The organism is Campylobacter concisus, from assembly GCF_003048375.1.
GTDB classification, from domain to species: Bacteria; Campylobacterota; Campylobacteria; order Campylobacterales; family Campylobacteraceae; genus Campylobacter_A; species Campylobacter_A concisus_T.
In genome coordinates this window covers 1,267,403-1,290,942 of sequence record NZ_CP021642.1, presented here as the reverse complement: position 1 = coordinate 1,290,942, position 23,540 = coordinate 1,267,403, and the positions used below count along the sequence as shown (strand labels likewise).

Genomic DNA, 23,540 nt, shown 5'->3' with positions numbered 1-23,540 from the left:
CGATGAAAATTTATCACCTCTCACACACCGATCTTGACGGATACGGCGCGCAATACATAACAAATTTTTACTTCAAAGATGTGAAATTTCTAAACTCAAACTACGGCAGAGAGATAGATGATAAATTTGCTCAAATTCTATCTGAGATAGACGACTCAAACGATGATAAAAACGTCATTTTGATCACCGATCTAAATTTAAGCCTAGCTCAGTGCGAGAGCTTTGAGGAGATGATAGATGGTAAAAATATAAAGCTATTTTTGCTAGATCATCACCAAAGCGGTGCCGAGTGTGCGAGCACTTACTCATGGTACTTTTTGGATAGCTCAAGGTGCGCTACAAAGATCACTTACGACTTTTTTGCGGGCATTTTTGGTCAAAACAAAGAGCTTGAAATTTTTAGTGACGTCGTAAATGCCGTGGATATCTGGCTAAAAGATGATAAAAATTTCGAGATGGGCAAGGTCTGCTTGGGGCTTGTGGCAAACGCCAAAGAGATAAATAAGGTGATGTTTGAAGCTGAAAACAACCTCTATATGGATCACATCTTAAAAGAAGCGAGCAAATTTTTTAACGAGAAAAACGACTATATCGGCCTTGATATGCAGGTGCATGCCATTAAAAAGTCATTTTTCAAAGAGGATAAAGACGATACGCTAAGCAACCTGATCTCAAACTACGTCGTAAAAAAACTTAGTGAAAATAAAGAGAAATTTAGCATAAGCTATAAAGATCATAAAGGAATTTTAACCTACAATATCGGCAATGTTTCAGTTATCGGCAACGACTTTTTGGTGGCAAATCCTGAATTTGACTTCTTTATCGACGTGACAAATAAAAAGACGCTAAGCTTTCGCGCAAATGGCAAGCTAGACGTTAGCGCCATGGCAAAACACCTAGTTGGCGGCGGCGGACACGTGAACGCTAGCGGCGGGCTATTTACAAATTTCAAAGATGGCTTTAGCTATGAGCCGATCAAGGCGCAGATAGTTGATCTAATAACTAAAAAAACACAGGAGGAGATATGAAAGAAGAAGAGGTAAGCGTAGAGGAGCTTAGCTATGAGCTTAGCATGGTACTTGAAGCGATGTTTTACTATGCTGGAGTGAAAAAAGAGAAGCTTGAAGAGGCGGCAAATCTCTATGTAGAGTGTATCGACGATGCGCTAGAAAACTCTGACGCTAGCGGTAGCGACGAGGTTATAGAGATAGTTGAATATATGAAAAAACACCATCCAAAGTTATTTAAATAAGGAGAAAATATGAAGAAAATTTTAGTTGTAGCGGTAGCACTTTTTGCACTAAATGCAATGGCAAATGAAAATTTAGACAAGGCAAATGAGCTTTATGCAAAGAAAAATTTTGAAGAAGCCTACCTTTACTTTAATAAAGCATGCGGAGAGGGCGAGAAAAAGGCTTGCACGATGAATGCGATCATGCTATTTAACGGCGATGGCGTGGCAAAAGATAGAGCTCAGGCTGAGAAAATTTTTACGAAAATGTGCGATGAAAATGAGGGCATGGCCTGCGAAAAACTAGGCGAAATGACAGCTTATGGCCTTATAAAAGGCAAAGACGATAATGAAGCAAAAAGCGAAGAGAAGGCAAAAGCTTTGTTTAAAAAAGCTTGCGACAATGGCTACAAACCGGCTTGTGACTTTGTAACAAAATATATCAAAAAGGGCTTAAAATGAGCTACAAACATAAAGATTTGGTGGGAACTAGAGAGCTTAGCAAGGAAGAAATTTTATATTTTCTAGAGGCGGCGAAAGAGTTTAAGGAGCTAAATTTAAGCCAAGTGAAAAAAAATGACTACCTTCGTGGAAAGACCACGATCAACGCATTTTATGAAAACTCGACAAGAACTAGGACATCCTTTGAGATCGCAGCAAAGAGGCTTGGGGCTGATACGATAAATTTCAGCTCGTCAAGCTCTAGCGTGACAAAGGGCGAGAGCCTAAATGACACGATGAATAACATGGCTGCTATGAGAACCGACATCATCGTGCTTCGTCACCCAAGCTCTGGTGCGGCGAAATTTGCAGCTGATAGGACAGAGGCTAGCGTTGTAAATGCAGGGGACGGCACAAATGAGCACCCAAGCCAAGCTCTGCTTGATCTTTTCACGCTAAGAGAGCATGGCAAAATTTTGGATAAAAATTTAAACGTGGCGATCATCGGCGACATCGCTAGAAGCCGCGTGGCAAGGTCTGACATCTGGGCGATGAAGAAATTTGGCATAAATTTAAAGCTATTTGCGCCAAGGATGATGATGCCAAAAGACGCTGAGGTATTTGAGTCTCAAATTTGCAAAAATATGGAGGAGGCTTGCGAGGGCAGCGACGTCATCATCATGCTTCGCATCCAGCTAGAGCGTGGCGGTGCGGACGTGGCGTTTCCAAGCTCGAGGGAGTACTCGAAATTTTTTGGACTAAATAAAAATAGGATAAAGCTAGCAAAGCCTGACGCGATCGTGCTGCACCCAGGACCGATAAATAGGGGCGTGGAGCTAAACTCAGACGTGGCTGATGGCACACACTCAGTCATACTAAATCAAGTAGAAAACGGCGTTGCGATAAGAATGGCGATACTAAATACGCTTGCAAAAAATAGGGGCTAACGATGAAAATAGCAATAATTAACGGCACTATCGTAAATAGCGACGAGAAATTTAAGGCAAATATCCTAATAGAAAACGGCAAAATAGCCAAAATCGGAAGTGAGAAATTTGAGGCTGATAAGGTTATCGACGCCACAAATAAGCTCGTCATGCCAGGATTTATCGACATGCACGTGCATTTTCGCGATCCTGGTCAAGAGTATAAAGATGACATCATCTCGGGCTCGCAGGCAGCGGTAGCTGGAGGAGTGACCACCTGCCTTTGCATGGCAAATACAAACCCAGTAAATGACAACGCTTCAATCACAAGGGCGATGATAGAAAAGGCCAAAAACTGCGGACTAATAGACCTTTTGCCAATAGCAGCTATCAGCAAAGGACTTGGGGGTAACGAGATCGTTGAAATGGGTGATCTTATAGAGGCTGGTGCAGTTGCATTTAGCGACGACGGACTACCAGTTACAAGCTCAAGCGTGATGAGAGCGGCACTTGAGTACTCAAGTATGTTTGGTAGCTTTTGCATAAGCCACTCAGAGGACTGCTCGCTTTGCAGGCAGGGCGTCATGCACGAGGGCAAGGTCTCGGCCATACTTGGACTTCGCGGCATGGCGAGAGAGAAAGAGGAGATCGCAGTGAGCCGCGATATGCTGCTTGCAAAGCTCACTAAAGCGCACATTCATATCGCTCACGTAAGCTCGGAGTACTCGCTAAAGATCATAGAAATGGGCAAAAAAGAGGGCATAAACATCACTTGTGAGGCCACACCACACCACTTTAGCTTTAGCGACGATGAAATTTTGAAAAATGCTTACGATACAAATTTCAAAATGTCACCGCCACTTCGTGAGATAAGCGACGTAAAAGCGGTAAGAGAGGCGCTAAAAAGCGGACTTATAGATGTTATCGCTACCGATCATGCGCCTCACCACACGGACGAAAAGATAGTGGAATTTGACAAGGCGCCATTTGGTATCATCGGACTTCAAACCCTTGTGCCACTCACTCTTAAACTCGTAAATGAGGGCATTATAAGCTTAGAGCGCATGGTGGAGCTAACATCTACAAACGCAGCTAAGATGCTAAATTTAAAAGATAAAGGAAGACTTGCTGAGGGCATGCTAGCTGATATCGCGGTGATAGACCCTGAGATCGAGTATGTTTATGACGAGAAGATAAACCGCTCAAAATCGATAAATTCTCCGCTCTTTGGCAAAAAGCTAAAAGGTGCAGCGACTACTACTATAAAAAGTGGCAAGATCGTTTATGAGTTTGTAAAATAATCTAAATTTACTCGTGCGTGCGAGTAAATTTAAATCTACAAGAGCCAAAATTTGCTAGAAATTTCTAGCAAATTTTATTTTTATGAGTTATATTTTTTAACGATACCGCGAACGACTTTTTCTATAAAAAGCGCAGAGGCTACTTCGCAGTGCTCTCTTGTAGAGTGAGGTGAGTAGATATTTGGTCCAATAGAACATGCACTAAGACCTGCTTTTTTCTCTAAAAGCACTCCACATTCAAGTCCAGCATGCACAGCTGTTATCCTTGCATTTGGCTTATAAATTTTAAGCTCTTCTAAGATATCGTTTGCAAATTTATCATTTATAGGTTTCCAAGCTGGATTTCTATCTTTTGAAATGACGTTAAAACCAAGCGCTTTTGCAAGCTCAGAAATTTCAAATTCCATTCTATTTAGCCCATCTTTACTCATTGATCTTGCGAAAAACTCCACTTCAAGCGTGCCATCGTCTTTGATCTTTGCAAGTGAGAGATTGACGCTATCTTGTGGTATGCCTAGTTCGCAGTTATAGGCTCTTACGCCTTGTGAAAATGAGTTAATAAGTGCTAAAATTTTCTCTCCGTTTTCTAAAATTTCATCCCCCTTGCCAAGCTTTTTCACGCTTAAATTCTCACACTCGCTCTTTAGCTCCTTATCGCTTAAAACTAGCGCAGTTGCGCCACTTGGGATAGAGTTGCTTCGCTCCCCACCTTCAAATTTAACAAGCTTGCAGCCATTTTTAGTAACAAATGCAGCTAAAACCTTGATCGCATTTGGGATATTTTTATGTATCTCGTTGCCAGAGTGTCCGCCAGGTAGGCCGTTCACTTTCACTTCATAAAGCGTGCTCTCTTTTGTTTTTTTGCTATTAAGCGCTATAGTGGCAAATAAATTTACACCACCAGCGCAGCCAATAGTGACTCTATCGTCCTCTTCGCTGTCTAAATTTAAAAGCTTATCGGCTTTTAGATCGCCGCTAAAGCCAGCAGCTCCGACCATGCCGACCTCTTCGTTGTTTGTAAAAAGGCACTCAATGTCATCAAATTCGCTTATCATCTGCATCATGATAGCCACGCCTATGCCGTTATCGGCACCTAAAGATGAGTTTTTAGCCCTCATGTAGCCATCATCGCCATAAACTATCTCAATCTTTGGTGCGTCGCCCATGCAGACCATATCGTAGTGGCTTTGCAAGCAAATTTTTGGCTTGCCTTTAAATGCATGAACGTTGCCAAAACTATCGACCACGACCTCACAGCCCTTATCTTTTGCATAGCTAGCCAGAAAATCACGCATCTTATCAGTCTCGTAACTGCAGTGTGGTATCGACGCAAGTGTCTCAAATTTCGCTAAAACTTCGCTCTTTGACATATTTGCCTCCTTTAAATTTATTTTATCTCGCCCTTATAGCCAGTCGCATCGACCGCCTTTAAAAGCTCCTTTTCATCGACCTTGTCATCTGCTATAACGACAGCTTTTCGCTCTTTTAGCGATACATCTGCCTTTTTTACGCCCTCAACGCTAAGTGCGGCCTTTCGAACTATTGCTGTGCAAAGCGGACAGTGCATGCTAGGCACTGAAATTTCTATCTTTTTATCAGCGTAGCTTGCAGCCACCAAAAGGGCTAAAACTAAAATTTTACGCATAAATTTCTCCTAAAAGCTCTGGGTATGTAAGGAGTAAAAGCAAAATCACTCCAAAAAGTATATATATAAGTATCCATTTTTTCTTTTTATAGCTTAGGTTGCAGCTTTTTGGCTTGTAAAATAAAGCCACACCTGAGATCACAAAGCAAATGACCGCCACGACGCTTAAAGGGATGCGGTACTCGTATAAATTTTGTGTCCAAGATAGAAAAGAAAAAGATGTGCCAAAAAGCAAGAAAAGAAGTGCTGGTAGGCAGCACAAGGTAGCGCCGATAGCACTACCTATGGATGTTAGTATCAGCCAAAAGGCTCTCATTTTAGCTCTGTTGAGACGTAGTCGTAGCTAAATTCTTTTGGCGAATAGTAGTTTTGTGTGTTGCCATCAACTTCAGCGTATGGATAGCCAAAGTTGTTTAGCGGAGTTTGCTCTGGGGTTGGCTTTAAGATAAAGTCACGTCCGTAGTTAAAGCCTATCCAGCACATCTCCCAGTTGCCAAAGCAATAGTCCCTAATAGCTTTGATCTTAGCGTCGTCGTTTGTTAATTTCTCACCCAGTCTTACCTTCGTAACGTCAGCTGGATCAACCGGTATCCAACCATAGCCTTTTAGATAAAACTCAGCCCTGCAGTGCTGTCCGCCTGAAATTTTAGCCACGCCGTCTTTTGCGCTACCCATCTGGTCTGAAAATCTAGACTGACCAACTCTAATGCCAAAAATTTCTCTTGCTGGGATGCCAACTGATCTGCAAAGTCCCACAAAAACTGAGTTTATGTCGGTGCATTTACCAACTAACTTGCCACTTTCTAGTATGGCTTTAACATCGCCTGTACCACATCCAAGGACGCTGTTATCACGCTGCATAGTGTTTGCAACCCACGTATAAATAGCCTTTGCACGCTCCAAATCGCCTTTAGTATTGCCAATAATCTCAAGCGCTTTTGCTCTTACGACGCCATCTGTTGGGATGTGTGAAGTTGGTTTTAAAAACTCCAAAACAGCAGGATCGACCTTCTCATTTGGATCGAAATTTACCTTGCTAAAGTCGGTATTGCGCTCTGTTGTTTGAATTTTAAACTGGATATTTAAAATAGGTCTTTGCTCATTTTCTTCAAATTCGCCATACATTGTTGGTATTAGCGTGTCTGAGATATAGACGTTTTTAGCAGTTGTGTTTATGACGTAGTCTTGGGTTAGTTGCTGATAAGTGGTGCTTAGTGGAAGGGGCAACCAAATTCTCGAGCTTTTGCCCTTTTCAAGCAGCAGATGTTTGAAATTTACGTCAAAATTTCTAACTACAGGGTTTGCTGGCTCGTCGTTAGCTAGAGTGACACTTGGAAGCAGACTTGCTGCACCTAAAAAACTACTGAATTTAAAAAAATCTCTTCTTTGCATAAAATGCCTTTTGCTTAATCTTAGCCAAACTTGGCTCTAAAACTGCCTGCTATTCTAGCATAAAATTTTTATTTATGATAAAATCCGCCACATGAAAAAGATTATATTTTTAGGCTTTATAGCGCTATTTTTCAACGGTTGTCTTTATATGAATGAGCGCGGAGTTTCGACGCAATATTATAATGATTGTAAAGAGTATTATGACGCGACTGGCACCTACCAAAAAGAGTGTCCGCACAACATCGTAGACTGGAAATAGCGTGGATCTTAGCAAATTTAACGAGCAGCAAAAGCAAATTTTAAATAAAATAAAAAATTTAGCAAATTTTGACTGCGAATTTAGCCTCTCTGATAGCGTAAATGTCAAATTTAAAAATTTAGATCAAGCTAAAAAAGATGAAATTTACAACCTCGCCCTTAGCCTAAAGCCTTGGCGAAAAGGGCCATTTTTACTTGATGATATATATATAGATAGCGAGTGGCAAAGCTTTGTTAAATTTAATATCTTAGCTCCTCATCTAAATTTAGCTGGCAAGTGTGTGGCTGATGTTGGTTGCAATAATGGATATTATATGTTTAAGATGCTTGGGTACGGCCCAAAAAGCATAACTGGCTTTGATCCTAGCGTGCATACATATTTGCAGTTTGCTTTTTTAAATAAATTTATCCGCTCAAATATCAACTATGAGCTGCTTGGCGTCGAGAGCTTGCCAGAGTTTGGAGCTAAATTTGACACCATTTTTTGCCTTGGCGTGATATACCATAGAAGCGATCCTATTAAAATGCTAAAAGAGCTAAAAACCGCGCTAAATCCTGGCGGCGAGCTATTTTTAGATACGATGTATATAGATATGGATGGCGACTTTGCACTTAGTCCAACAGATAGATACTCAAAAATTCCAAATATCTACTTTGTGCCAACGCTTAACGCGCTTCAAAACTGGTGTGAGAGGGCTAAATTTAAGGATTTCACCCTACTTGATACAAAGGCGACTGATCTAAATGAGCAGCGAAAAACGCAGTGGATAGACGGAGAGAGTCTTGGAAATTTCTTAGACCCAGATGACAGCACAAAGACCATCGAGGGCTATCCAGCACCAAAAAGAGCCTATGTAAGAGTTAAAATTTAAGGATAAATATGGCAGATGAAAATATTTTTGAAGCAAAAGACGAGTCGCAAATAATCCTCCCAGAGGACGAAAACCCGCTAAGAAACGAGATAAAAACAGCTCATTTAACAAAGCTAAATTTTAGTGGAACGGCATTTTTACTTGAGAAAAATCACGCAAAAACTAGATTTTTTACCACAGCTGACATGGTAAGTGATGCTGAGGGGCTCATACATAGCGGCTTTGTCTTCATGGGGGCAAACTACGCAGCACTTTTAGCTATAAATGAAGAGTTTTGCGTTAGCATCGGAGCTAGGATAAATTTCTTTGGACCGCTCAAACTTGGCGATGTGGTCGAATTTGACGCACAAGCAAGGTTTGAAGAGAGCAGAAAAAGAGAGGTAAAAGTGATAGGCTACGTAAAAGAGATCAAGATCTTTGAGGGTGTCTTTCAGCTAGTCACGCTCGAAGAGCATATCTTTGTCACTCAGCAAAAAAATATCCAAAAAGAAGCCGCTATAAGACAAAAGAAAGAGCGCGAAGAGGCGCAGGGCAAAAACAACGGCTAAATTTAAATGATGAGATATAAATTCTCATCTTTTAGCTTCAAATAAACTCAAATTTTTAAAGACAAATCTTATCTTATTATCTTATTTTGGTAAACGATCGGTAATAATTTTTGAAATTTTTAACGAAATTTAAGCAATGAAATTAATTTTCTATGATAATATCCTTTCAAAACATTTTTATCAAAAGGAGATTTAGATGAAACTTACAAAAGTTAGCTTAGCTGCTTTGGTTGCTTTAGGTGCATTTTCAAGCGTTGCAAGTGCAACTCCACTTGAAGAAGCTATAAAAAATGTAGATCTTTCAGGATACGCAAGATATCGTTATACAAACGATCATTTTAAAGATAGCGCTGCCTCTGACACTAAAAAATCAAGCATAGCTGCTCATACATTTAGAATGCAAACAGCATTTAAAGCTGCTATAGACGACAACTTCTTTGGTGTTTTAAATTTAAGATACCAAGCAAATGATGGCTCAGGTGATAATCAAGGTGTAGGAAAATTTGCTGATAGATACAAGTATGTTAGCGGCAATGGCACAGATAAAACAGAAACAGCTAAAACATTTGCTGTGTATGAAATGTATCTAGGATATAAAGTAGGTAACACTACTATTACAGCTGGTAAACAACTACTTGGCACTTTCTATGATGCTAAAGACCTAGTAGGCACAGGTCTTAAAGTAGTAAATACTGATGTTTCTGGTCTTACTCTAGCAGCTGCTGCATTTGATGCTATAGAGTCAGAGGGTATAGATACAAGTGGTCCACTAGTAGGTGATTTAGTAGATAAAAAAACTTTTAGCGATTCACCTGCAAATATCTATTACTTAGCAGCTCTTGGTAGCTACGATCCTCTTTCATTTAAAGCAGCTATCGCAAATGTTCAAGAAGTAGCTACACTTTATGGTGCAGACGTTGGAGTAGACTTTAGTATAAATGATAATGTAAGCATTAATGGTAAAGCTCAGTATGTTCACAATGACGCAGACCATAAAGCTGTAGCCAATGCTGACTTCTGGGCACTTCAGGCTGGACTAAAAGCATTTGGTGCTAAATTTAACGCTGGTTACCTAGACTTTGATGCTAAAAATAAAGATACCGATACAAAAAATAAAGATAAGGCATCATTTGTAACACTTGATGGAAATGGCGATCTAATCAATCCAGCAAAAATCCTAAATGGCGGAATGAGTGGTAGCCAACAATTCTATAACCACATTAAAGGAAATAATGACTACTGGTTTGTTAATGGTGGATACAGCATAGATAAATTTGGCTTTGGTGCTGGATATACTAAAGGTAAAGGTCATAGCTGGGCTCTTGGCAAAGATAGAGCAAAAAGAGACGAGTGGTATCTTGATGCTAGCTACAAATACAGCAAAAAACTTACATTCCTTTCTTGGTATGCAGTTGCTAAAGACAAAAAAGATGGCGAAAGCTTTAAACAAGATCGTATCAGATTTGAAGCAAAATATAGCTTCTAAAAACATTTATCCGAGCGAGCTTTCGCTCGGACCACTCTTTTAAATCTTAACTTAAATCAGCAATTCTTTCAAATAAACCCAATATAATGCCAAATAAAAAGGCAAAAAATGTATCTTTTTTCTCTCATTACGCATTTAGTTTGCGCCATTATCTTTATAGGATATGTATTTTTTGATGTTTGCATATATCCATTTGCCAAAAAAACGATAAGTCCTCAAACTCTTGAAGCTGTCAAAAAAGCCTACACAAAAGGCAGTGCAAATGTTTTTGGGACAGCATTTTTACTACTTTTGATAAGTGGAGCATATATGGCAAAGGACTATCTTGGAGGCGAGCATGGTTGGTGGCAAAGCGACTTTCAAAAGCTCTTGCTAGCAAAGATCGCAGTTTTGCTTCTCATGTGCCTTATCACTTTCATCTCTGTTTTTAATGTCACTATCTTAAAAAAACCAGATCCATTTGGTAAATTTTCACACCCCATAGCCCTTGTGCTTTGTCTGATAATGCTCGTTTTGGCTAAATTTATGTGGTGGGTTTAGCAGTAAAATTTGGCTGTAAATTTAAGCCCAAATTTGCAGCCAAGTCTAATTTTCAGTCGATACTTTTTAGCTTATCTTTATTAAGCCCCTCTTCTATGCGCTTGATCTCCTCGCTTCCATCTCTTACGACGCTTTTGTCGTATTTTAGATACTCATCTATCTTTTTTGGATATTCGACGTGAGTTAGGATAAATTTAAAGACATTTAACCTCGCCTCTTTTTTATTGTCACTTGAGACGATCACCCACGGCGAGATGCTATTATGAGAGGCTAGCAGCATCGAGTATTTGGCGATGGAGTACTGATCCCAAAGTTCTTGCGCTTTTTGATCTACTGGAGAGATCTTAAACTGCTTTAGCGGGTCGTTTAGACGCTCTTTAAAGCGCTTTTTTTGCTCCTCTTTTGTGATTGAGAGGTAAATTTTAAAAAAAATGATGCCTGAGTTTATGATCATCTCTTCAAATTTTGGCACTTCACGCAAAAACTCCTTATGCTCAGCCTGTGTGCAAAAGCCCATCACTGGCTCAACCCCAGCCCTGTTGTACCAGCTCCTATCAAAGATGACAATCTCGCCAGCACTTGGTAGATGTGTCACGTATCTTTGAAAGTACCACTGCGTCTTCTCGACGTCGCTTGGTTTTGTAAGCGCTACGATACGGCAACCACGTGGATTTAAATGCTCTGTTAGACGCTTTATCGTGCCGCCCTTGCCGGCTGCGTCTCGCCCCTCCATTAGCATAAGCACTCTAAGTCCCTTGTCTTTGACATGATTTTGGAATTTTAAAAGTTCTATCTGAAGCAGTCTTAGCTCATCTTCGTAGCCAAGTTTATCGCTTTTTTGGTGTTTTTTATCCTTTGACATCTTCGCTCCTTCTAAAATTTTCAAGATTTTACTATAAAATAGAATAAATTTAAGAATTTAGACTAAAATCATCTCTTTTGATTTAGTAAGGATTAGCATGTTTTTTAAATTTATTTTTTCTCTCATTTTATTTGCAAGCTCGCTTTTTGCCGAGGTTTTAGACGTCAGTAAGGCATTTGTTTTAAGCTCAAGTATCGACGAACAAGGCGTTGAGATCAAGTTTAAATTTGGTGAAAATATCTACCTTTATAAAGATAGCTTTGAGGTTAAGCTTGGCGAAGAGAAGATAAATTCTTTGCTAAATATGCCAAAGAGTGAAAACACTGGCGAATACGAAATTTACCCAAAAGATTTTTCACTGTTTATCCCACTAAATTTAGTAAAAGAGCATCTTAAAAACGGCAATGCTAGGCTAAATTTAAGCTATCAAGGCTGCGCTAAAAATGGCATTTGCTACCGCCCGCAAACTAAAATTTATGACATCTTTGAGAAATTTGGCAAATTTAGCATCATAGCCTTTGAAAAAGAGCAAAAAGATGAAACCAATCCTGAATTTACCGAGCTTTCAGAAGATCAAAGCATTGCAAACGAGCTAAGCAACAAAAACTTTTTTATCTCGCTTGCGACATTTTTTGGCTACGGCCTCCTACTCTCGCTCACACCTTGCGTATTTCCGATGATACCGATCTTATCAAGCATCATCGTCTCAAAGGGCGGCAGCCTAAATGCTAAAAAAGGCTTTTTGCTCTCGCTAGTCTACGTCGTTGCGATGAGCCTTGCCTACGCTCTTGCTGGCGTTGGGGCAAGCCTGCTTGGCTTTGGCATCGCAGGGGCTTTGCAAAACATCTACGTACTTGGCGCATTTGCGGCCATTTTTGTCATCTTAAGCTTTAGTATGTTTGGCTTTTACGACATCAAACTGCCCTCTAAATTTGAAAATATGATCAGCAAAAAGTCGCAAAACAGCTCAGGCCTCGTCGGCGTTTTCATCATGGGCTTTGCCTCAGCGCTCATCGTCTCGCCTTGCGTGGCAGCACCGCTAGCAGGCGCACTTCTTTACATCGCGCAAAGCGGAGACGCCATTTATGGGGGCATTATGCTCTTTGTCATGGGGCTAGGCATGGGCGCACCGCTTCTTGTGATAGGGCTAAGCTCTGGCAAGCTCCTGCCAAGACCTGGTGGCTGGATGGATGAAGTTAAAAAACTCTTTGGATTTTTGATGCTCATCATGGCAGTTTGGATCCTAGCACGCGTGCTTGGAGCGTTTTTTGAGCTACTTGGTTATGGTGTCATAGGCGTCTTTGCAGCCATTTATCTTGGCGCTTTTGAGGCAGCAAATAGCGGCTGGGCTAAATTTAAAAAAGCACTTTGTATACTTGTCTTCATTTACTCGCTCATGCTAATAATCGGCGCATTTTTGGGTTCAAAAGACGCGTTTTCGCCACTTTCTGGGCTAAATTTAGCCAAAAACGAGAGCGAGCTAAATTTCAAACAAGCTAGGAATTTAAACGAGTTAAATGAGATGATAAAAAGCTCAAGCAAGCCAGTACTTGTCGATTTTTATGCTGACTGGTGCGCGAGCTGCAAAGAGATAGAGCATATCACTTTTAAAGACGCTGGCGTGAAAAATGCTTTGGCGAATTTTACGCTTGTTCGCATCGACGTGACAAGTGGCGGGGCGCAAAATGATGAGATGTTGAGAAATTTTGGTCTCATAGATCCGCCTGCACTTTTACTTTTTAAAGACGGCGAAGAACAAAAATCACTTAGAACGATCGGCTTTATAAATGCTAAAAATTTCCTAGCAAAGCTTGAGAAAATTTAGATTACAAAAGCAAATTTGGCTGGAATTTGTAAATTTATCAGCCAAATTTCTCTAGGCTTTGCAGACCTTGCAACTAACTAGAAATCTAGCAAAAAATAATTTTGGGCTATCAAATTTATATCGTGCGGTGACGTGAGTAAAATCGCAAAAGCAAAACTTGCAATCATCTTAAATTTATCAAATTTTAAAATATGCCAACGAATAAAAATATAAGCCAAATTTAGCTTAGCATCAAGGCAGCAACGCAACTAAAATTTAATCAATTTTTTGCCAAACAGTATGCGGACAAGACTACGATGCAAAAACAAAACTTAGTAAAATTTGTGGTTGTCTTAGTTTTAGAACATCTCAGCAAATAGACAAAATTATTCAAATAAATTTAAAATATGAAGTTTGCAATAAATTTAACCAATAACAGGGCTAGAGTGAGCTAGACCACAAAATCAAATACAAAATATCAGCCAAACCATTACCCAAATTTATAAAATTTAGAATTTGCTCTGCCTTAGCAAAAACGCCAAAGCAGAGCAAATTTAGGCTCATTTGCCAAATTTAGCTAGCGCTCTTTGGTAGTCCTCTTCGCTATCGATGCCGATACTTTGACTTTCAACCTCTAGCATCGCTATCTTTTTGCCATTTTCTAGGGCGCGCAGCTGCTCGAGTTTCTCGGTATTTTCAAGGCTTGAAGGCAAGAGGCCGCAAAACTCTTTTAGGCTCTTTACGCTGTACCCATAGATGCCAAGGTGCGCCTTGTAGCTTTTGCACTCGCTTCTGTTAAATGGTATCCTCGACCTTGAAAAATAAAGCGCGTAGCCCTCAAAATCAGTCACCACTTTGACTAAATTTTTATCATCCGCAAACTCATCGTCCATCTTTTTGTAGCAAGAAAACATAAAGGCATTTTGCCTGTTTTGCTCGCAAAAAGCCCTAAATTTAGCGATATTTTCAGGCTCGATAAATGGCTCATCAGCCTGAACATTTATGATGATCTCGCTCCCATTTAGCCCCAAAATTTGTGCCGCTTCATTTATCCTGTCAGTGCCACTTTGATGATCTTTGCTAGTTAGCACAGCTTTTATGCCGTGAGCCTTGGCGATATCAAGCATGCTTGGCTCATCCACCGCAACCGCTACGTCATCCACGCCGCTTACTCTAAGAGCCGTCGCCACAAACATCGGCACGCCGTTTATCTCTTTTAAAATTTTATTACTAAACCTTGTTGAAGCAAGGCGGGCTGGGATGATTATCATCGCTCGATCCATTCTAGGACGCACTTTTCGATCTCGTCCTCTTTTATGATATTTTTATGTAAAATTTTCGCACTAAATAGCGAGTTTATCGAGCTTGGCACGCTGTCATTTAAGATTTTAGCAGTCTTTGCGAGCGCATCTTTTTCATCTTTTGTATCTTTGATCTGGCACGCTTTGATCATGCTTGGCGTAAATTTCACCCAGTGCGCGGTCGATGTGATGACATTTATGCGGCCAGCATCCACAATTTTAAAACAAGTAGCCGTATGCGGATCGATCGCGTAGCCGTCCTTTGCGAGCTTTGCTATGTATGCCTCGCACTCTTTATCGTCGCACCAGCTAGCCTCAAAGTCCTCTTTTAGCGCTTCAAGCTCTTGCTTGCTAAGCTTATAAAATTTGTTTTTAGCTAAGCTTTGCATGAGCTCATTAGTTCTAACGCTACCAAATTTATCAAATAGCAAGCGCTCGACGTTTGAGCTTATTAAAATGTCCATGGCTGGGCTTATCGTCTTAACCAGCTTTTTGTCTCTTAGGTCGTAAACGCCGGTGGTGAAAAACTGCGTCAAGATGTTGTTTGCGTTTGAGGCGATCTTGATCTTGCCGATCTTTGCGCCCATTTTTTTAGCGTAGTATGCCCCAAGAGCGTTGCCGAAATTTCCGCTTGGCACGATGATGTCAAAGCTCTCGTTTGCCTTAAGCGCCTTTTGTTTTAGCAAATTTGCGTAGGCGTAAGCGTGATAGATGATCTGAAAGAGAATTCTGCCAAAATTTACCGAGTTTGCCGCGCTTAGCTTAAGGCGCTTTTTCTTAAGCTCAGATTTAAATTTATCATTTGCAAGCAGTGTTTTTAGCGCTCTTTGAGCGTCGTCAAAGTCGCCTTTTATGCCAAAAACCTTTAAATTTTCACCCTGCATGGTCTGCATCTGAAGCTTTTGCACCTCGCTCGTGCCACCATCTGGATAGAGGCAGACGACCTTGATATTTTCATCATTTGCAAAGGTTTGAAGTGTCGCAGGGCCAGTGTCGCCGCTAGTTGCGCACATGATAAGGTATCTTTCGCCTCTTTCATTTGCTAGTTGGCTAAGCAGCGAGCCAAAGGGCTGAAGCGCCATATCCTTAAATGCCCTTGTTGGGCCGTGATAGAGCTCATTTACATATAAATTTTTATCTATTTTTTTAAAAATGACTGGGTGCTTTGGGTTATCAAAGCTTGCATATCTCTTGACCGCTTTTTTGAAAAACGCCTCTGGCACGTCAAATTTAAATAGCGAGATGATATAAAGTGCGAGCTTTTCGTAGCTTAGGCTTGAGAGCTCTTGCCACTTTGCCTTTGTGATCTTTGGTAGCTTCTTTGGCGCGTAAAGTCCGCCGTGAGCGGAGCTTGGGCTAAGCATGGCTGTGCTTAAATTTACATTTTTTACCTTTTCATCTTTCACGCTTCTAGTTGGTGTTAGTCTCATTTTTTGCCTTTTTTGGTTGATTTTTTTATCCAATTTTCATATTTTTTAAAAACATCTTTTGGCTTAAGTGCCAAAATTTCTGGGGTTTCGTAGCTATGGTGCTTTCTTATAAATTTAGCTACTTTTTTAAATTTCACGTCCGTTTTTATGAGTAAAATTTGCTCTTTTTCATCACAAAGCTTCTCTTGCCAAAGATAAATGCTCTTTGCGCTAAAGCCACTCACGCAAGCTGCAAGTCCCTTTTTCACGAGCTTTTTGCTTAGTTTTTTTGCCTCTTTTTTCTTTGCGACTGAGGTGATTAAAATTCTCATTTTGATCTAAATTTTCCTTTTAAAAAGTGGCTCATTATAACAAAATGGGCTTAAATTTGCTTCGCCAAAACCTTTTTAAACTCCTCGCTTAGCGTAACTTCAAGCGTTATAAGCGATACTCTCAGCCCAAAATCCTTTACCTTTACATAGTCCTTTTGCGTCATCAAAAGCGATGTGGCGCCGTAACTTTGCAAAATTTCACTTAGCTCCTCTTTTGAAAAGTCGTAGTGATCGGGGAAAAATACCTGTCCCACGCACTCGCCAAAAAATGCTTCAAGGCGCGCTGGGTTTGCTATGGCGGTAACTAGCACCATTTTTTCGCTTTTATTTAAAATTTCACTCTTTCTAAAGTGAGTTTGCCCCTCACGTGCGATAAAATCTCCAAATTTATAAAAGCTAAATGGATATCTATAAGCCCCGCTTGGCAGGCAAAGCTTTAGCTTTGGCTCTGGGTTTGGACGCACTAAGATATCAAATTTAGCTATGTCAAATTTAGAAAATCCATCATCCAGCAAGATATACTTTGCGCCATGCTCTTTGGCGTAGTTTATGGCTATTTTTCTATCTTCGCTTACGATCACATTTGCGTTTTTAAGGCTTGTGGCATATATCATCGCCTCATCGCCACTTGCCACTACGTCAAGTAAAATTTCGCCATCCCTAGCGACAACTTGCATGCCTTTGCTCTTTCTTTTATAGCCTCTAAGGATGATAAAAGCGCCTTCGAAATTCTTAGCGATAGCGACGCAAAGTGGGGTCTTACCGCTTCCTCCAAGAGTTAAATTTCCAACGCTTATTATCTTTATACCAAACTCTTTTTTTTGCGCGCTAAATTTCTTACAAATAACGACTAAAGCGTAGATAAGACTTAGTGGCAAAAGTAAAAATGCTAGTAAAATTTGAAAGAAATTTGGGCGAAAGAAGTAGTCATTCGCCCAAGAGTGTAAAAGGATGTTAAATTTCTTAAACACGAGATTTAGAAATTTCTTTTACCGTGTTGCAGATGTATTGCACCTCTTCGTCGCTCAAACTATGATAGATAGGTAGCGACAAGACTTGTTGATACGCTTTTAGAGCATTTGGAAAGTCATTTACTTTAAGCGAATATTTATTTTTATAATAGCTTAGCAAATGTATCGGTATGTAGTGCAGCGAAGTGTGAATTCCACGCTCCAAAAGCTCTCTAGCAAAGCTGTCGCGATTTTTATTTATCTTGATGATATATTGAGTGTAGATGTGCTCGCGTTTTTTGACTGGAGTTGTGATGTTGTGACACTCTTTAAGCTCTTTATCGTAAATTTCAGCGATCTTTTTTCTGCGTTTTATAAGCTCGTCTGTCTTTTCAAGCTGAGCGATAGAAAATGCCGCATTTATCGAGTTTATATCGTATTTTAAACCGATATCAACAACGTCGTAGATATAGCTTAAACTACCAAATTTATCTATACCATTTACAAGGGCATAGTTACGAAGTAGTTTTGCTTTTTTATATACCTCTTCGTCATTTGTCGTGAAAAATCCAACTGTTGAGATAGGATTTTGCACGCGTGAGTTTGTCTGAAAGCATGATAAAAACGAGTCTGAACCGACTTTTTTGCCATTATAAGTTAGTCCTATGCCTCGGTTTGCATCATCTAAAACGACGATGCCATATTTTTCGCAGATAGCCTTTATCTCATCAAGCCTAGCGCTTTGTCCAGCGATGTGTGAGATAAAAGCACATTTTAGTTTTTTGTGATTTTGCTCTTTTAGCACCTTTTCAAGGGCTTCTGGGCTGATGTTAAAATCCTCTTCATCGATATCAACAAAGATAGGCTCGGCATCAAAATGTCTAACAGCCTGAGCCACGCTAGGGAAGGCATTTACCGAGCAGATGACCTTGTCACCGCGCTTTGTATCCATCGCACTTAGTGCTAGATGGTGCGCTGCTGCGATGTTGTTTGTAGTAACTACAAATTTAGCACCAAAGTACTCTTTTAGCTTTTCTTCAAATTTAGCAACCGTATCAGTAGCATTTTCAGAATGCAAAGCCTCTTCGATAAGCTCACTCTCACGCTCAGTGATAGTTGGTTTGTAAAACGGAATTTCTCTCATCTTTAATCCTTTAAATTTTCACTATCAACGGCATTTGTCGTTTAAACCTGTTTGACACAACTCTATTTTCTATATCCAAGACCGCTTTTAATCCAAACTTTTTGATGGCTTGCTCCTTGTTATTTTCTAAATTTTGTAAAATTTCATCAATGACAGCGTAGCTGTAACCTATGTCGCCCTCGTCACTTTGCCCATCCCAAAGATCAGCTGAAGGTGCTTTTTTGATAAAATTTTCATCAACACCAAGATGTTTTGCAAATTCAAAAATTTCACTCTTATAAAGCTCTCCGATAGGATTTATCGCGCACGCCAAATCCCCAAATATCGTGCCATAACCAAGCATAAGCTCACTTTTGTTGCTTGTGCCGATGACTAGAGCGTTTATACTAGATGAATAATCATAAAGCAAGCTCATTCTAACTCTAGCTGCTAAATTCCCTTTTCTTAAATTGCTTAAATTTACATCTATCGTTTCGTAAAAGGCATTTAAAATGCCCTCTATAGATAAAACCTTATATTTTATGTTTAGTTTTTCACATAAATTTAAGGCGTCATCCATATTTTGTCTGTTTGATGATGCTGTTGGCATAATGAGTGCGTGAGTTTCATCTGGCTTTGCTCTCGCACAAAGTGTCGCAACCACAGCAGAATCAATACCGCCGCTTACGCCTAATAGTAGTTTTTTACCTTTAGTTTTATCTTTTAAGCTAAAAACTAAGGTTTCTTCTATTTTTTGATACCCCTTCATTGTCCCTTTGCCTAAATTTGCTTCCTTTTGCAAAGATTATACTAAGTAAATTTAAAATTTTTCTTTAAGTTTAAGTAAAAAGATGTAAATATTTAAGAAATAATAAATTTAAGGTAAGAAATGAGAGTAATGCATAAAAGTTTTGGCGATTTTGGGACAAATTGCTACATCGTTACCAAAAATGGCTCAAGTTTAGTGATAGATCCAGGCGATGGGGCAAAAGAGTGGGTTTTGCAAAATGCACAAAATTTAAAGGCGATACTTTGCACTCATGGGCATTTTGACCATATTTACGACGTGAGCGAGCTAAAAAATGAGCTAAAAATCCCAGTTTATATCAATAAATTTGATGCTTTTATGTGCGAGAGTGACATTTTTGGCTATATGAAAAACACCTTTGTGCCAGACATTTTAGTTGATGGCGATGAGAGCTTTGTAATGGATGAATTTTCTTTTAAATTTCACCATTTTCCAGGGCACACACCGGGCTGCTCGATGATAGAGATAGAAGATACGATGTTTAGTGGAGATTTTTTATTTAAAGGTAGCATCGGACGCTGGGACTTTCCATATTCGGATAAAAATGAGATGCTAAAAAGCTTAGAAAAATGTAAAAATCTAAATGGTGACTTCGTACTTTACCCAGGACACGGCGAAAGTAGCACACTAAAAGCCGAGCAACAAGAGCTTGATAGATGGGTGGAGATCGTTAAAAGATCTTGATTTTTGAGTGCGGCTAAATTTTTGCATTTTAGAAATTTATACTTTTTATCTTATAAGATGATGTCGCGAGTGTGCGCTAAGAAGTGTTTAGAAGTTTAAATTTAACCTATAAATTTAAAAGAGCAAGGCTGGTTGCCCTGCTCTAGGAGTTTTACTCGACTTCAGCGTCTATAACGTCGTCGTCTTTTTTGTTGCCGCCGTTTGCACCAGCGTTTTCATCTTTTTTATACATAGCTTCTGCTAGTTTATGGCTAGCTTTGCTTAGAGCTTCTACTTTTGCATCGATTTGCTCTTTTGAAGAGTTTTCATCTTTTAGAACCTCTTTTAGATCATTTAGCGCAGCTTCGATGTTGCTTCTATCTTCAGCTGGCACTTTCTCGCCAAGCTCGCTCATGCTCTTTTCAGTTTGATGAACTAGTGCGTCTGCTTGGTTTCTAGCTTCAACTGCGTCTTTGCGCTTTTTATCCTCTTCTTTGTGAAGCTCAGCATCTTTTACCATGCTATTTATCTCATCTTCGCTAAGACCGCTTGATCCTGAGATAGTGATGTTTTGGGCTTTGCCAGTCGCTTTATCTTTTGCTGAAACGGTTAAAATTCCGTTTGCGTCGATGTCAAATTCAACTTCGATTTGAGGCACACCTCTTGGAGCTGCTGGGATGCCCTCTAAGTTGAAGTTACCAAGTGATTTATTATCCCTTGCAAACTCACGCTCACCTTGTAAAACCATGATAGTAACGGCACTTTGGTTATCTTCAGCAGTTGAGAAGACTTGACTTTTCTTAGTTGGTATAGTTGTGCCTTTTTCGATGATCTTAGTCATCACGCCGCCAAGTGTCTCGATACCAAGGCTAAGTGGAGTAACGTCAAGAAGTAGCACGTCTTTTACGTCGCCTTTTATAACCGCACCTTGGATCGCAGCACCGATAGCTACGACTTCATCTGGATTTACGCTCTTATTTAGCTCTTTGCCAAATGCTTTTTTAACCTCTTCTTGAACAAGTGGCACACGAGTTGAACCACCGACCATTACGACCTCTTTGATGTCGCTCTTGCTTAGACCTGCATCTTTGATGACTTCATTTATCTTAGTGATAGTCTCGCCCACAAGTGAGTCGATCATGCCTTCAAATTTGGCACGAGTTAGCTTTTTGACAAGGTGTTTTGGACCAGTCGCGTCAGCTGTGATAAATGGTAAATTTATCTCAGTCTCTTGAGCTGAGCTTAGCTCTTTTTTAGCATTTTCAGCGGCTTCTTTTAAGCGTTGAAGCGCCATGATATCGCCTTTTAGATCGATACCAGTTTCGTTTTTAAACTCACTTACTAGCCAGTCGATGATCTTGTTATCAAAGTCATCACCACCTAAGAATGCGTTACCGCCAGTTGCCAAAACTTCAACGATATTATCGCCAGTTTCAAGCACTGTAACGTCAAATGTACCACCACCTAGGTCATAAACTAAAATTTTCTCAGCCTCTTTTTTATCAAGACCATAAGCAAGCGCCGCAGCTGTTGGCTCGTTGATGATACGAAGTACGTTTAGCCCTGCGATAGTTCCAGCCTCTTTTGTAGCCTTTCTTTGGCTATCGTTAAAGTATGCAGGCACAGTGATAACCGCGTCTGTTACCTTTTCACCAAGATATGCTTCAGCGTCTTCTTTTAGTTTGATGAGAATTTTTGCTGAAATTTCTTGCGGAGTATAGACCTTACCAGCGATCTCAACCGCGCAAGCACCGTTTCTATCTACGACGTGATATGGCAAGCGAGCCTTTGCCTCTTCAGCATTTTTTTCATTACTCATCAAACCCATAATACGTTTGATAGAATATATCGTTTTTTCAGGGTTTGTAACTGCTTGACGTTTTGCAACATCACCTACTAGAATTTCACCTTTGTCTGTAAAAGCAACAACAGATGGAGTTGTGTTTTTGCCCTCTTTGTTTGGGATAACCTTGCTCTCGCCGCGCTCAAAAACGCTCACACAAGAGTTTGTTGTACCTAAGTCTATACCTATAACTTTTGACATATTTTTCCTTTATTAGATTTATTTTTTAAATTTAGTTTGCCACACTGACCATAGCTGGGCGCAAAACCCTACCATTTATCATATAGCCTTTTTGTAAAGCTTGCACGATCTGACCGCTTTGCTTCTCCTCGCTATCGACCCTTAAAACGGCATTATGCACATTTGGATCAAACTCGACATCAGTTGCGATCTCGCTCACGCCATGCTTTTCAAAACATTTCTTAAACTGATTTATCGTTATCAAAATGCCCTCTTTGATCTTTTTGGCAAATTCATCATCCTCTGGGTCAAAATTTGCAGCGATCTCAAGCGCATCGATGACTGGTAGCAAGTCCCTAGCAAATTTCTCATTTGCATAGCTCGCAACGTCTGCTTTCTCTTTTTCATAACGCTTTTTGATATTTTCAAACTCAGCATTTGCTCTGTAATATTTATCAGTGATCTCGCCAAGCTCTTTTTCGAGCTTCTCCACTTTTGAGATATCGCCAAGTGCATCTAAATTTATGCTATCACTAGCTGTCTCTTGCACAGGCTCGACCTCAGGTAGATTTTGCTCTTTTACCTCTTCGCTCACGCCGCCTCCTTTATTAGATTTATAAATTTCACATAATCAGTATAAACACTGCCAGCACAGATCATCTGCGCCTCGTTACCAAGGTAGTTTGCTTTAAATTTAAGCCCCATGTAATTTTCATCAAACATAGGAGAAAATGTAAGTTTTTCATCCATTTGCAAGCTAAAACTTGGGTCAAAAACCATCTTAAAGCGTCTATCCTTAAACATATCAAAGGCTAAAATTTCGTTTTCTTGGAAGTAAATTTTAGTCCTTTTAAGCTCCCTAACCTTGCTTCTTAGTTCGCTTAAACCAACTTGAGAACAGATAAGCTCAAGCTTGTCTAAATTAACTCCAATAAGGTTGTTTAAAAATTTATACGTCCTAGCGTCAAATTTGATAACGATCTCATCGTCACTAAAATTTAAAACCAGATATCTATCATTTAAATTTAAAATTTCTAGCAACTCCTTATCGATCGTGCCAAAAATCATACAATAAAGTTCAAACTCATCACAGAGCATCTTTAAGCTTCTTGGATCGTTTATCTCTAAATTTATGTCGCTTTGACTAAAAATTTCACTCCAATATCTCCTCATCGCAGCGATAGTTGGGATCCTGCCGCCACTGATGTGAAGCTTTGTGATCTCGCCCTCATCTGAGAGCTTTTTAAAATAAACACGTATCGTTGATGCCGGTATCGCCACGCTCATGCGAGAGCCAAGCTCGTTTGAGCCAATAGGCGCATTGTCCTGCAAATAGGCTTCAATGATAGAATTTAGTATCAAATCGCGTTTATTTGTTTTACTCACTTTTAGCACTCTTTCTTTTTAATTGCTAAGCGGATTATACAACTTTAGTTTATCAATGTCAAGTATATAAGTTAAAAAAATTTATTTATATATATTTAGCCTATATAACTAAACTTTTCTAATGCCTATATTATAAGCTTTGCGTAAAAAGAAATGAAATTTAAAACAAAATAAAAATTTAACTTCAACATAAAACCCAAAATTTCTAATTTTATTCAAGAATTTAAAAGATTTTATAC

The 23,540-nt window shown here is 39.7% G+C and carries 26 protein-coding genes; 12 read left to right on the top strand and 14 right to left on the bottom strand.

Annotated elements, in window-relative coordinates; genetic code table 11:
• Positions 1-2 precede the first annotated feature (2 nt).
• From CCS77_RS06460 to CCS77_RS06440, 5 genes are read left to right on the top strand one after another with little or no spacing between them, the layout of a single operon-like run.
• Complete coding sequence (locus tag CCS77_RS06460; RefSeq protein WP_107916917.1) at positions 3-1,028, top strand: DHH family phosphoesterase; 1,026 nt, start codon at positions 3-5, stop codon at positions 1,026-1,028.
• Complete coding sequence (locus CCS77_RS06455; RefSeq protein WP_012140046.1) at positions 1,025-1,252, top strand: hypothetical protein; 228 nt, start codon at positions 1,025-1,027, stop codon at positions 1,250-1,252. The genes CCS77_RS06460 and CCS77_RS06455 overlap by 4 nt, the downstream gene beginning before the upstream one ends.
• Before the next feature lie 9 nt (positions 1,253-1,261).
• On the top strand, positions 1,262-1,693 hold the full coding sequence (locus CCS77_RS06450) for a tetratricopeptide repeat protein (RefSeq protein WP_107916916.1): 432 nt from the start codon (positions 1,262-1,264) through the stop codon (positions 1,691-1,693).
• Positions 1,690-2,619, top strand: coding sequence for an aspartate carbamoyltransferase catalytic subunit (locus tag CCS77_RS06445; RefSeq protein WP_107916915.1), 930 nt, complete (start codon positions 1,690-1,692; stop codon positions 2,617-2,619). The genes CCS77_RS06450 and CCS77_RS06445 overlap by 4 nt, the downstream gene beginning before the upstream one ends.
• Before the next feature lie 2 nt (positions 2,620-2,621).
• On the top strand, positions 2,622-3,899 hold the full coding sequence (locus CCS77_RS06440) for a dihydroorotase (RefSeq protein WP_107916914.1): 1,278 nt from the start codon (positions 2,622-2,624) through the stop codon (positions 3,897-3,899).
• An 80-nt stretch (positions 3,900-3,979) separates the two neighbouring features.
• Here CCS77_RS06440 and CCS77_RS06435 read toward each other — a convergent pair whose 3' ends face one another.
• From CCS77_RS06435 to CCS77_RS06420, 4 genes are read right to left on the bottom strand one after another with little or no spacing between them, the layout of a single operon-like run.
• Entirely contained in the window at positions 3,980-5,269 is a 1,290-nt protein-coding gene (locus CCS77_RS06435) for a M28 family peptidase (protein ID WP_103650596.1), read from the bottom strand.
• Between the two features lie 17 nt (positions 5,270-5,286).
• Complete coding sequence (locus CCS77_RS06430; protein ID WP_009294141.1) at positions 5,287-5,544, bottom strand: heavy-metal-associated domain-containing protein; 258 nt, start codon at positions 5,542-5,544, stop codon at positions 5,287-5,289.
• Positions 5,537-5,860, bottom strand: coding sequence for an aryl sulfotransferase (locus tag CCS77_RS06425; RefSeq protein ID WP_103577092.1), 324 nt, complete (start codon positions 5,858-5,860; stop codon positions 5,537-5,539). The genes CCS77_RS06430 and CCS77_RS06425 overlap by 8 nt, the downstream gene beginning before the upstream one ends.
• Positions 5,857-6,936 (bottom strand): transglutaminase-like domain-containing protein, encoded by a 1,080-nt coding sequence (locus tag CCS77_RS06420; RefSeq protein ID WP_103650595.1) that lies wholly within the window; start codon positions 6,934-6,936, stop codon positions 5,857-5,859. Before CCS77_RS06420 ends, CCS77_RS06425 begins: the two co-directional genes overlap by 4 nt.
• A gap of 91 nt (positions 6,937-7,027) precedes the next feature.
• On the opposite strand from CCS77_RS06420, the gene CCS77_RS10505 reads away from it, so the two are divergent.
• The 5 genes from CCS77_RS10505 (at position 7,028) to CCS77_RS06400 (ending at position 10,640) form a co-directional block, all read left to right on the top strand.
• Positions 7,028-7,195 carry a hypothetical protein gene (locus CCS77_RS10505; protein WP_178139671.1) on the top strand — a complete coding sequence of 56 codons (168 nt, stop codon included), beginning with the start codon at positions 7,028-7,030 and terminating at the stop codon, positions 7,193-7,195.
• 1 nt (position 7,196) lies between these two features.
• Positions 7,197-8,066 (top strand): tRNA 5-methoxyuridine(34)/uridine 5-oxyacetic acid(34) synthase CmoB, encoded by an 870-nt coding sequence (gene cmoB / locus CCS77_RS06415; RefSeq protein ID WP_103650594.1) that lies wholly within the window; start codon positions 7,197-7,199, stop codon positions 8,064-8,066.
• A gap of 8 nt (positions 8,067-8,074) precedes the next feature.
• Positions 8,075-8,614 carry a thioesterase gene (locus tag CCS77_RS06410; protein WP_103650593.1) on the top strand — a complete coding sequence of 180 codons (540 nt, stop codon included), beginning with the start codon at positions 8,075-8,077 and terminating at the stop codon, positions 8,612-8,614.
• Between the two features lie 196 nt (positions 8,615-8,810).
• The gene (locus CCS77_RS06405) at positions 8,811-10,100 is read left to right on the top strand and encodes a major outer membrane protein (RefSeq protein ID WP_107916913.1); all 1,290 of its coding nucleotides are present in this window, start codon (positions 8,811-8,813) and stop codon (positions 10,098-10,100) included.
• Between the two features lie 108 nt (positions 10,101-10,208).
• Positions 10,209-10,640 carry a trehalose-6-phosphate synthase gene (locus CCS77_RS06400; protein ID WP_107916912.1) on the top strand — a complete coding sequence of 144 codons (432 nt, stop codon included), beginning with the start codon at positions 10,209-10,211 and terminating at the stop codon, positions 10,638-10,640.
• Positions 10,641-10,692: 52 nt separating this feature from the next.
• Here the strand turns inward: CCS77_RS06400 and ppk2 are convergent, their stop codons facing one another.
• Positions 10,693-11,502, bottom strand: coding sequence for a polyphosphate kinase 2 (ppk2, locus tag CCS77_RS06395; protein WP_103557913.1), 810 nt, complete (start codon positions 11,500-11,502; stop codon positions 10,693-10,695).
• A 97-nt stretch (positions 11,503-11,599) separates the two neighbouring features.
• Between ppk2 and dsbD the strand changes: the two genes are divergently transcribed.
• Positions 11,600-13,327 carry a protein-disulfide reductase DsbD gene (gene dsbD / locus CCS77_RS06390; RefSeq protein ID WP_107916911.1) on the top strand — a complete coding sequence of 576 codons (1,728 nt, stop codon included), beginning with the start codon at positions 11,600-11,602 and terminating at the stop codon, positions 13,325-13,327.
• A 539-nt stretch (positions 13,328-13,866) separates the two neighbouring features.
• Here the strand turns inward: dsbD and kdsB are convergent.
• Genes kdsB through CCS77_RS06360 form a run of 6 tightly spaced genes read right to left on the bottom strand, consistent with a single transcriptional unit; the run spans position 13,867 to position 19,190 of the window.
• Positions 13,867-14,577 carry a 3-deoxy-manno-octulosonate cytidylyltransferase gene (kdsB, locus tag CCS77_RS06385; RefSeq protein WP_087580928.1) on the bottom strand — a complete coding sequence of 237 codons (711 nt, stop codon included), beginning with the start codon at positions 14,575-14,577 and terminating at the stop codon, positions 13,867-13,869.
• Positions 14,574-16,037 carry a threonine synthase gene (thrC, locus tag CCS77_RS06380; protein ID WP_107916910.1) on the bottom strand — a complete coding sequence of 488 codons (1,464 nt, stop codon included), beginning with the start codon at positions 16,035-16,037 and terminating at the stop codon, positions 14,574-14,576. The genes kdsB and thrC overlap by 4 nt, the downstream gene beginning before the upstream one ends.
• Positions 16,034-16,348, bottom strand: coding sequence for a divalent-cation tolerance protein CutA (cutA, locus tag CCS77_RS10875; RefSeq protein ID WP_107916909.1), 315 nt, complete (start codon positions 16,346-16,348; stop codon positions 16,034-16,036). Before cutA ends, thrC begins: the two co-directional genes overlap by 4 nt.
• Before the next feature lie 50 nt (positions 16,349-16,398).
• Positions 16,399-17,319, bottom strand: coding sequence for a tetraacyldisaccharide 4'-kinase (locus tag CCS77_RS06370; protein WP_107916908.1), 921 nt, complete (start codon positions 17,317-17,319; stop codon positions 16,399-16,401).
• A complete protein-coding gene (locus tag CCS77_RS06365) occupies positions 17,312-18,442 on the bottom strand; it encodes a DegT/DnrJ/EryC1/StrS family aminotransferase (protein ID WP_021084340.1) in 1,131 nt (376 codons plus the stop codon). The genes CCS77_RS06370 and CCS77_RS06365 overlap by 8 nt, the downstream gene beginning before the upstream one ends.
• 10 nt (positions 18,443-18,452) lie before the next feature.
• Positions 18,453-19,190 carry an NAD+ synthase gene (locus tag CCS77_RS06360; RefSeq protein WP_103557929.1) on the bottom strand — a complete coding sequence of 246 codons (738 nt, stop codon included), beginning with the start codon at positions 19,188-19,190 and terminating at the stop codon, positions 18,453-18,455.
• 120 nt (positions 19,191-19,310) lie between these two features.
• On the opposite strand from CCS77_RS06360, the gene CCS77_RS06355 reads away from it, so the two are divergent.
• Positions 19,311-19,913: an MBL fold metallo-hydrolase gene (locus tag CCS77_RS06355; RefSeq protein ID WP_107916907.1), complete on the top strand. Its 603-nt coding sequence runs from the start codon at positions 19,311-19,313 to the stop codon at positions 19,911-19,913.
• A gap of 151 nt (positions 19,914-20,064) precedes the next feature.
• Here CCS77_RS06355 and dnaK read toward each other — a convergent pair whose 3' ends face one another.
• The 3 genes from dnaK to CCS77_RS06340 are packed head-to-tail and all read right to left on the bottom strand — an operon-like array spanning position 20,065 to position 23,301.
• Positions 20,065-21,936, bottom strand: coding sequence for a molecular chaperone DnaK (gene dnaK, locus CCS77_RS06350; protein ID WP_021088537.1), 1,872 nt, complete (start codon positions 21,934-21,936; stop codon positions 20,065-20,067).
• A 31-nt stretch (positions 21,937-21,967) separates the two neighbouring features.
• Positions 21,968-22,510 carry a nucleotide exchange factor GrpE gene (gene grpE / locus CCS77_RS06345; protein WP_107916906.1) on the bottom strand — a complete coding sequence of 181 codons (543 nt, stop codon included), beginning with the start codon at positions 22,508-22,510 and terminating at the stop codon, positions 21,968-21,970.
• Positions 22,507-23,301: an HrcA family transcriptional regulator gene (locus CCS77_RS06340; protein WP_107917303.1), complete on the bottom strand. Its 795-nt coding sequence runs from the start codon at positions 23,299-23,301 to the stop codon at positions 22,507-22,509. The genes grpE and CCS77_RS06340 overlap by 4 nt, the downstream gene beginning before the upstream one ends.
• Positions 23,302-23,540 lie beyond the last annotated feature (239 nt).

Bases quoted from the DNA above. Each gene is read 5' to 3' on its own strand.
- CCS77_RS06460 (WP_107916917.1), top strand. From the start codon at position 3: ATGAAAATTTATCACCTCTCACACACCGATCTTGACGGATACGGCGCG.
- CCS77_RS06455 (WP_012140046.1), top strand. From the start codon at position 1,025: ATGAAAGAAGAAGAGGTAAGCGTAGAGGAGCTTAGCTATGAGCTTAGC.
- CCS77_RS06450 (WP_107916916.1), top strand. From the start codon at position 1,262: ATGAAGAAAATTTTAGTTGTAGCGGTAGCACTTTTTGCACTAAATGCA.
- CCS77_RS06445 (WP_107916915.1), top strand. From the start codon at position 1,690: ATGAGCTACAAACATAAAGATTTGGTGGGAACTAGAGAGCTTAGCAAG.
- CCS77_RS06440 (WP_107916914.1), top strand. From the start codon at position 2,622: ATGAAAATAGCAATAATTAACGGCACTATCGTAAATAGCGACGAGAAA.
- CCS77_RS06435 (WP_103650596.1), bottom strand. From the start codon at position 5,269: ATGTCAAAGAGCGAAGTTTTAGCGAAATTTGAGACACTTGCGTCGATA.
- CCS77_RS06430 (WP_009294141.1), bottom strand. From the start codon at position 5,544: ATGCGTAAAATTTTAGTTTTAGCCCTTTTGGTGGCTGCAAGCTACGCT.
- CCS77_RS06425 (WP_103577092.1), bottom strand. From the start codon at position 5,860: ATGAGAGCCTTTTGGCTGATACTAACATCCATAGGTAGTGCTATCGGC.
- CCS77_RS06420 (WP_103650595.1), bottom strand. From the start codon at position 6,936: ATGCAAAGAAGAGATTTTTTTAAATTCAGTAGTTTTTTAGGTGCAGCA.
- CCS77_RS10505 (WP_178139671.1), top strand. From the start codon at position 7,028: ATGAAAAAGATTATATTTTTAGGCTTTATAGCGCTATTTTTCAACGGT.
- CCS77_RS06410 (WP_103650593.1), top strand. From the start codon at position 8,075: ATGGCAGATGAAAATATTTTTGAAGCAAAAGACGAGTCGCAAATAATC.
- CCS77_RS06405 (WP_107916913.1), top strand. From the start codon at position 8,811: ATGAAACTTACAAAAGTTAGCTTAGCTGCTTTGGTTGCTTTAGGTGCA.
- CCS77_RS06400 (WP_107916912.1), top strand. From the start codon at position 10,209: ATGTATCTTTTTTCTCTCATTACGCATTTAGTTTGCGCCATTATCTTT.
- ppk2 (WP_103557913.1), bottom strand. From the start codon at position 11,502: ATGTCAAAGGATAAAAAACACCAAAAAAGCGATAAACTTGGCTACGAA.
- dsbD (WP_107916911.1), top strand. From the start codon at position 11,600: ATGTTTTTTAAATTTATTTTTTCTCTCATTTTATTTGCAAGCTCGCTT.
- kdsB (WP_087580928.1), bottom strand. From the start codon at position 14,577: ATGATAATCATCCCAGCCCGCCTTGCTTCAACAAGGTTTAGTAATAAA.
- thrC (WP_107916910.1), bottom strand. From the start codon at position 16,037: ATGAGACTAACACCAACTAGAAGCGTGAAAGATGAAAAGGTAAAAAAT.
- cutA (WP_107916909.1), bottom strand. From the start codon at position 16,348: ATGAGAATTTTAATCACCTCAGTCGCAAAGAAAAAAGAGGCAAAAAAA.
- CCS77_RS06365 (WP_021084340.1), bottom strand. From the start codon at position 18,442: ATGAGAGAAATTCCGTTTTACAAACCAACTATCACTGAGCGTGAGAGT.
- CCS77_RS06360 (WP_103557929.1), bottom strand. From the start codon at position 19,190: ATGAAGGGGTATCAAAAAATAGAAGAAACCTTAGTTTTTAGCTTAAAA.
- CCS77_RS06355 (WP_107916907.1), top strand. From the start codon at position 19,311: ATGAGAGTAATGCATAAAAGTTTTGGCGATTTTGGGACAAATTGCTAC.
- dnaK (WP_021088537.1), bottom strand. From the start codon at position 21,936: ATGTCAAAAGTTATAGGTATAGACTTAGGTACAACAAACTCTTGTGTG.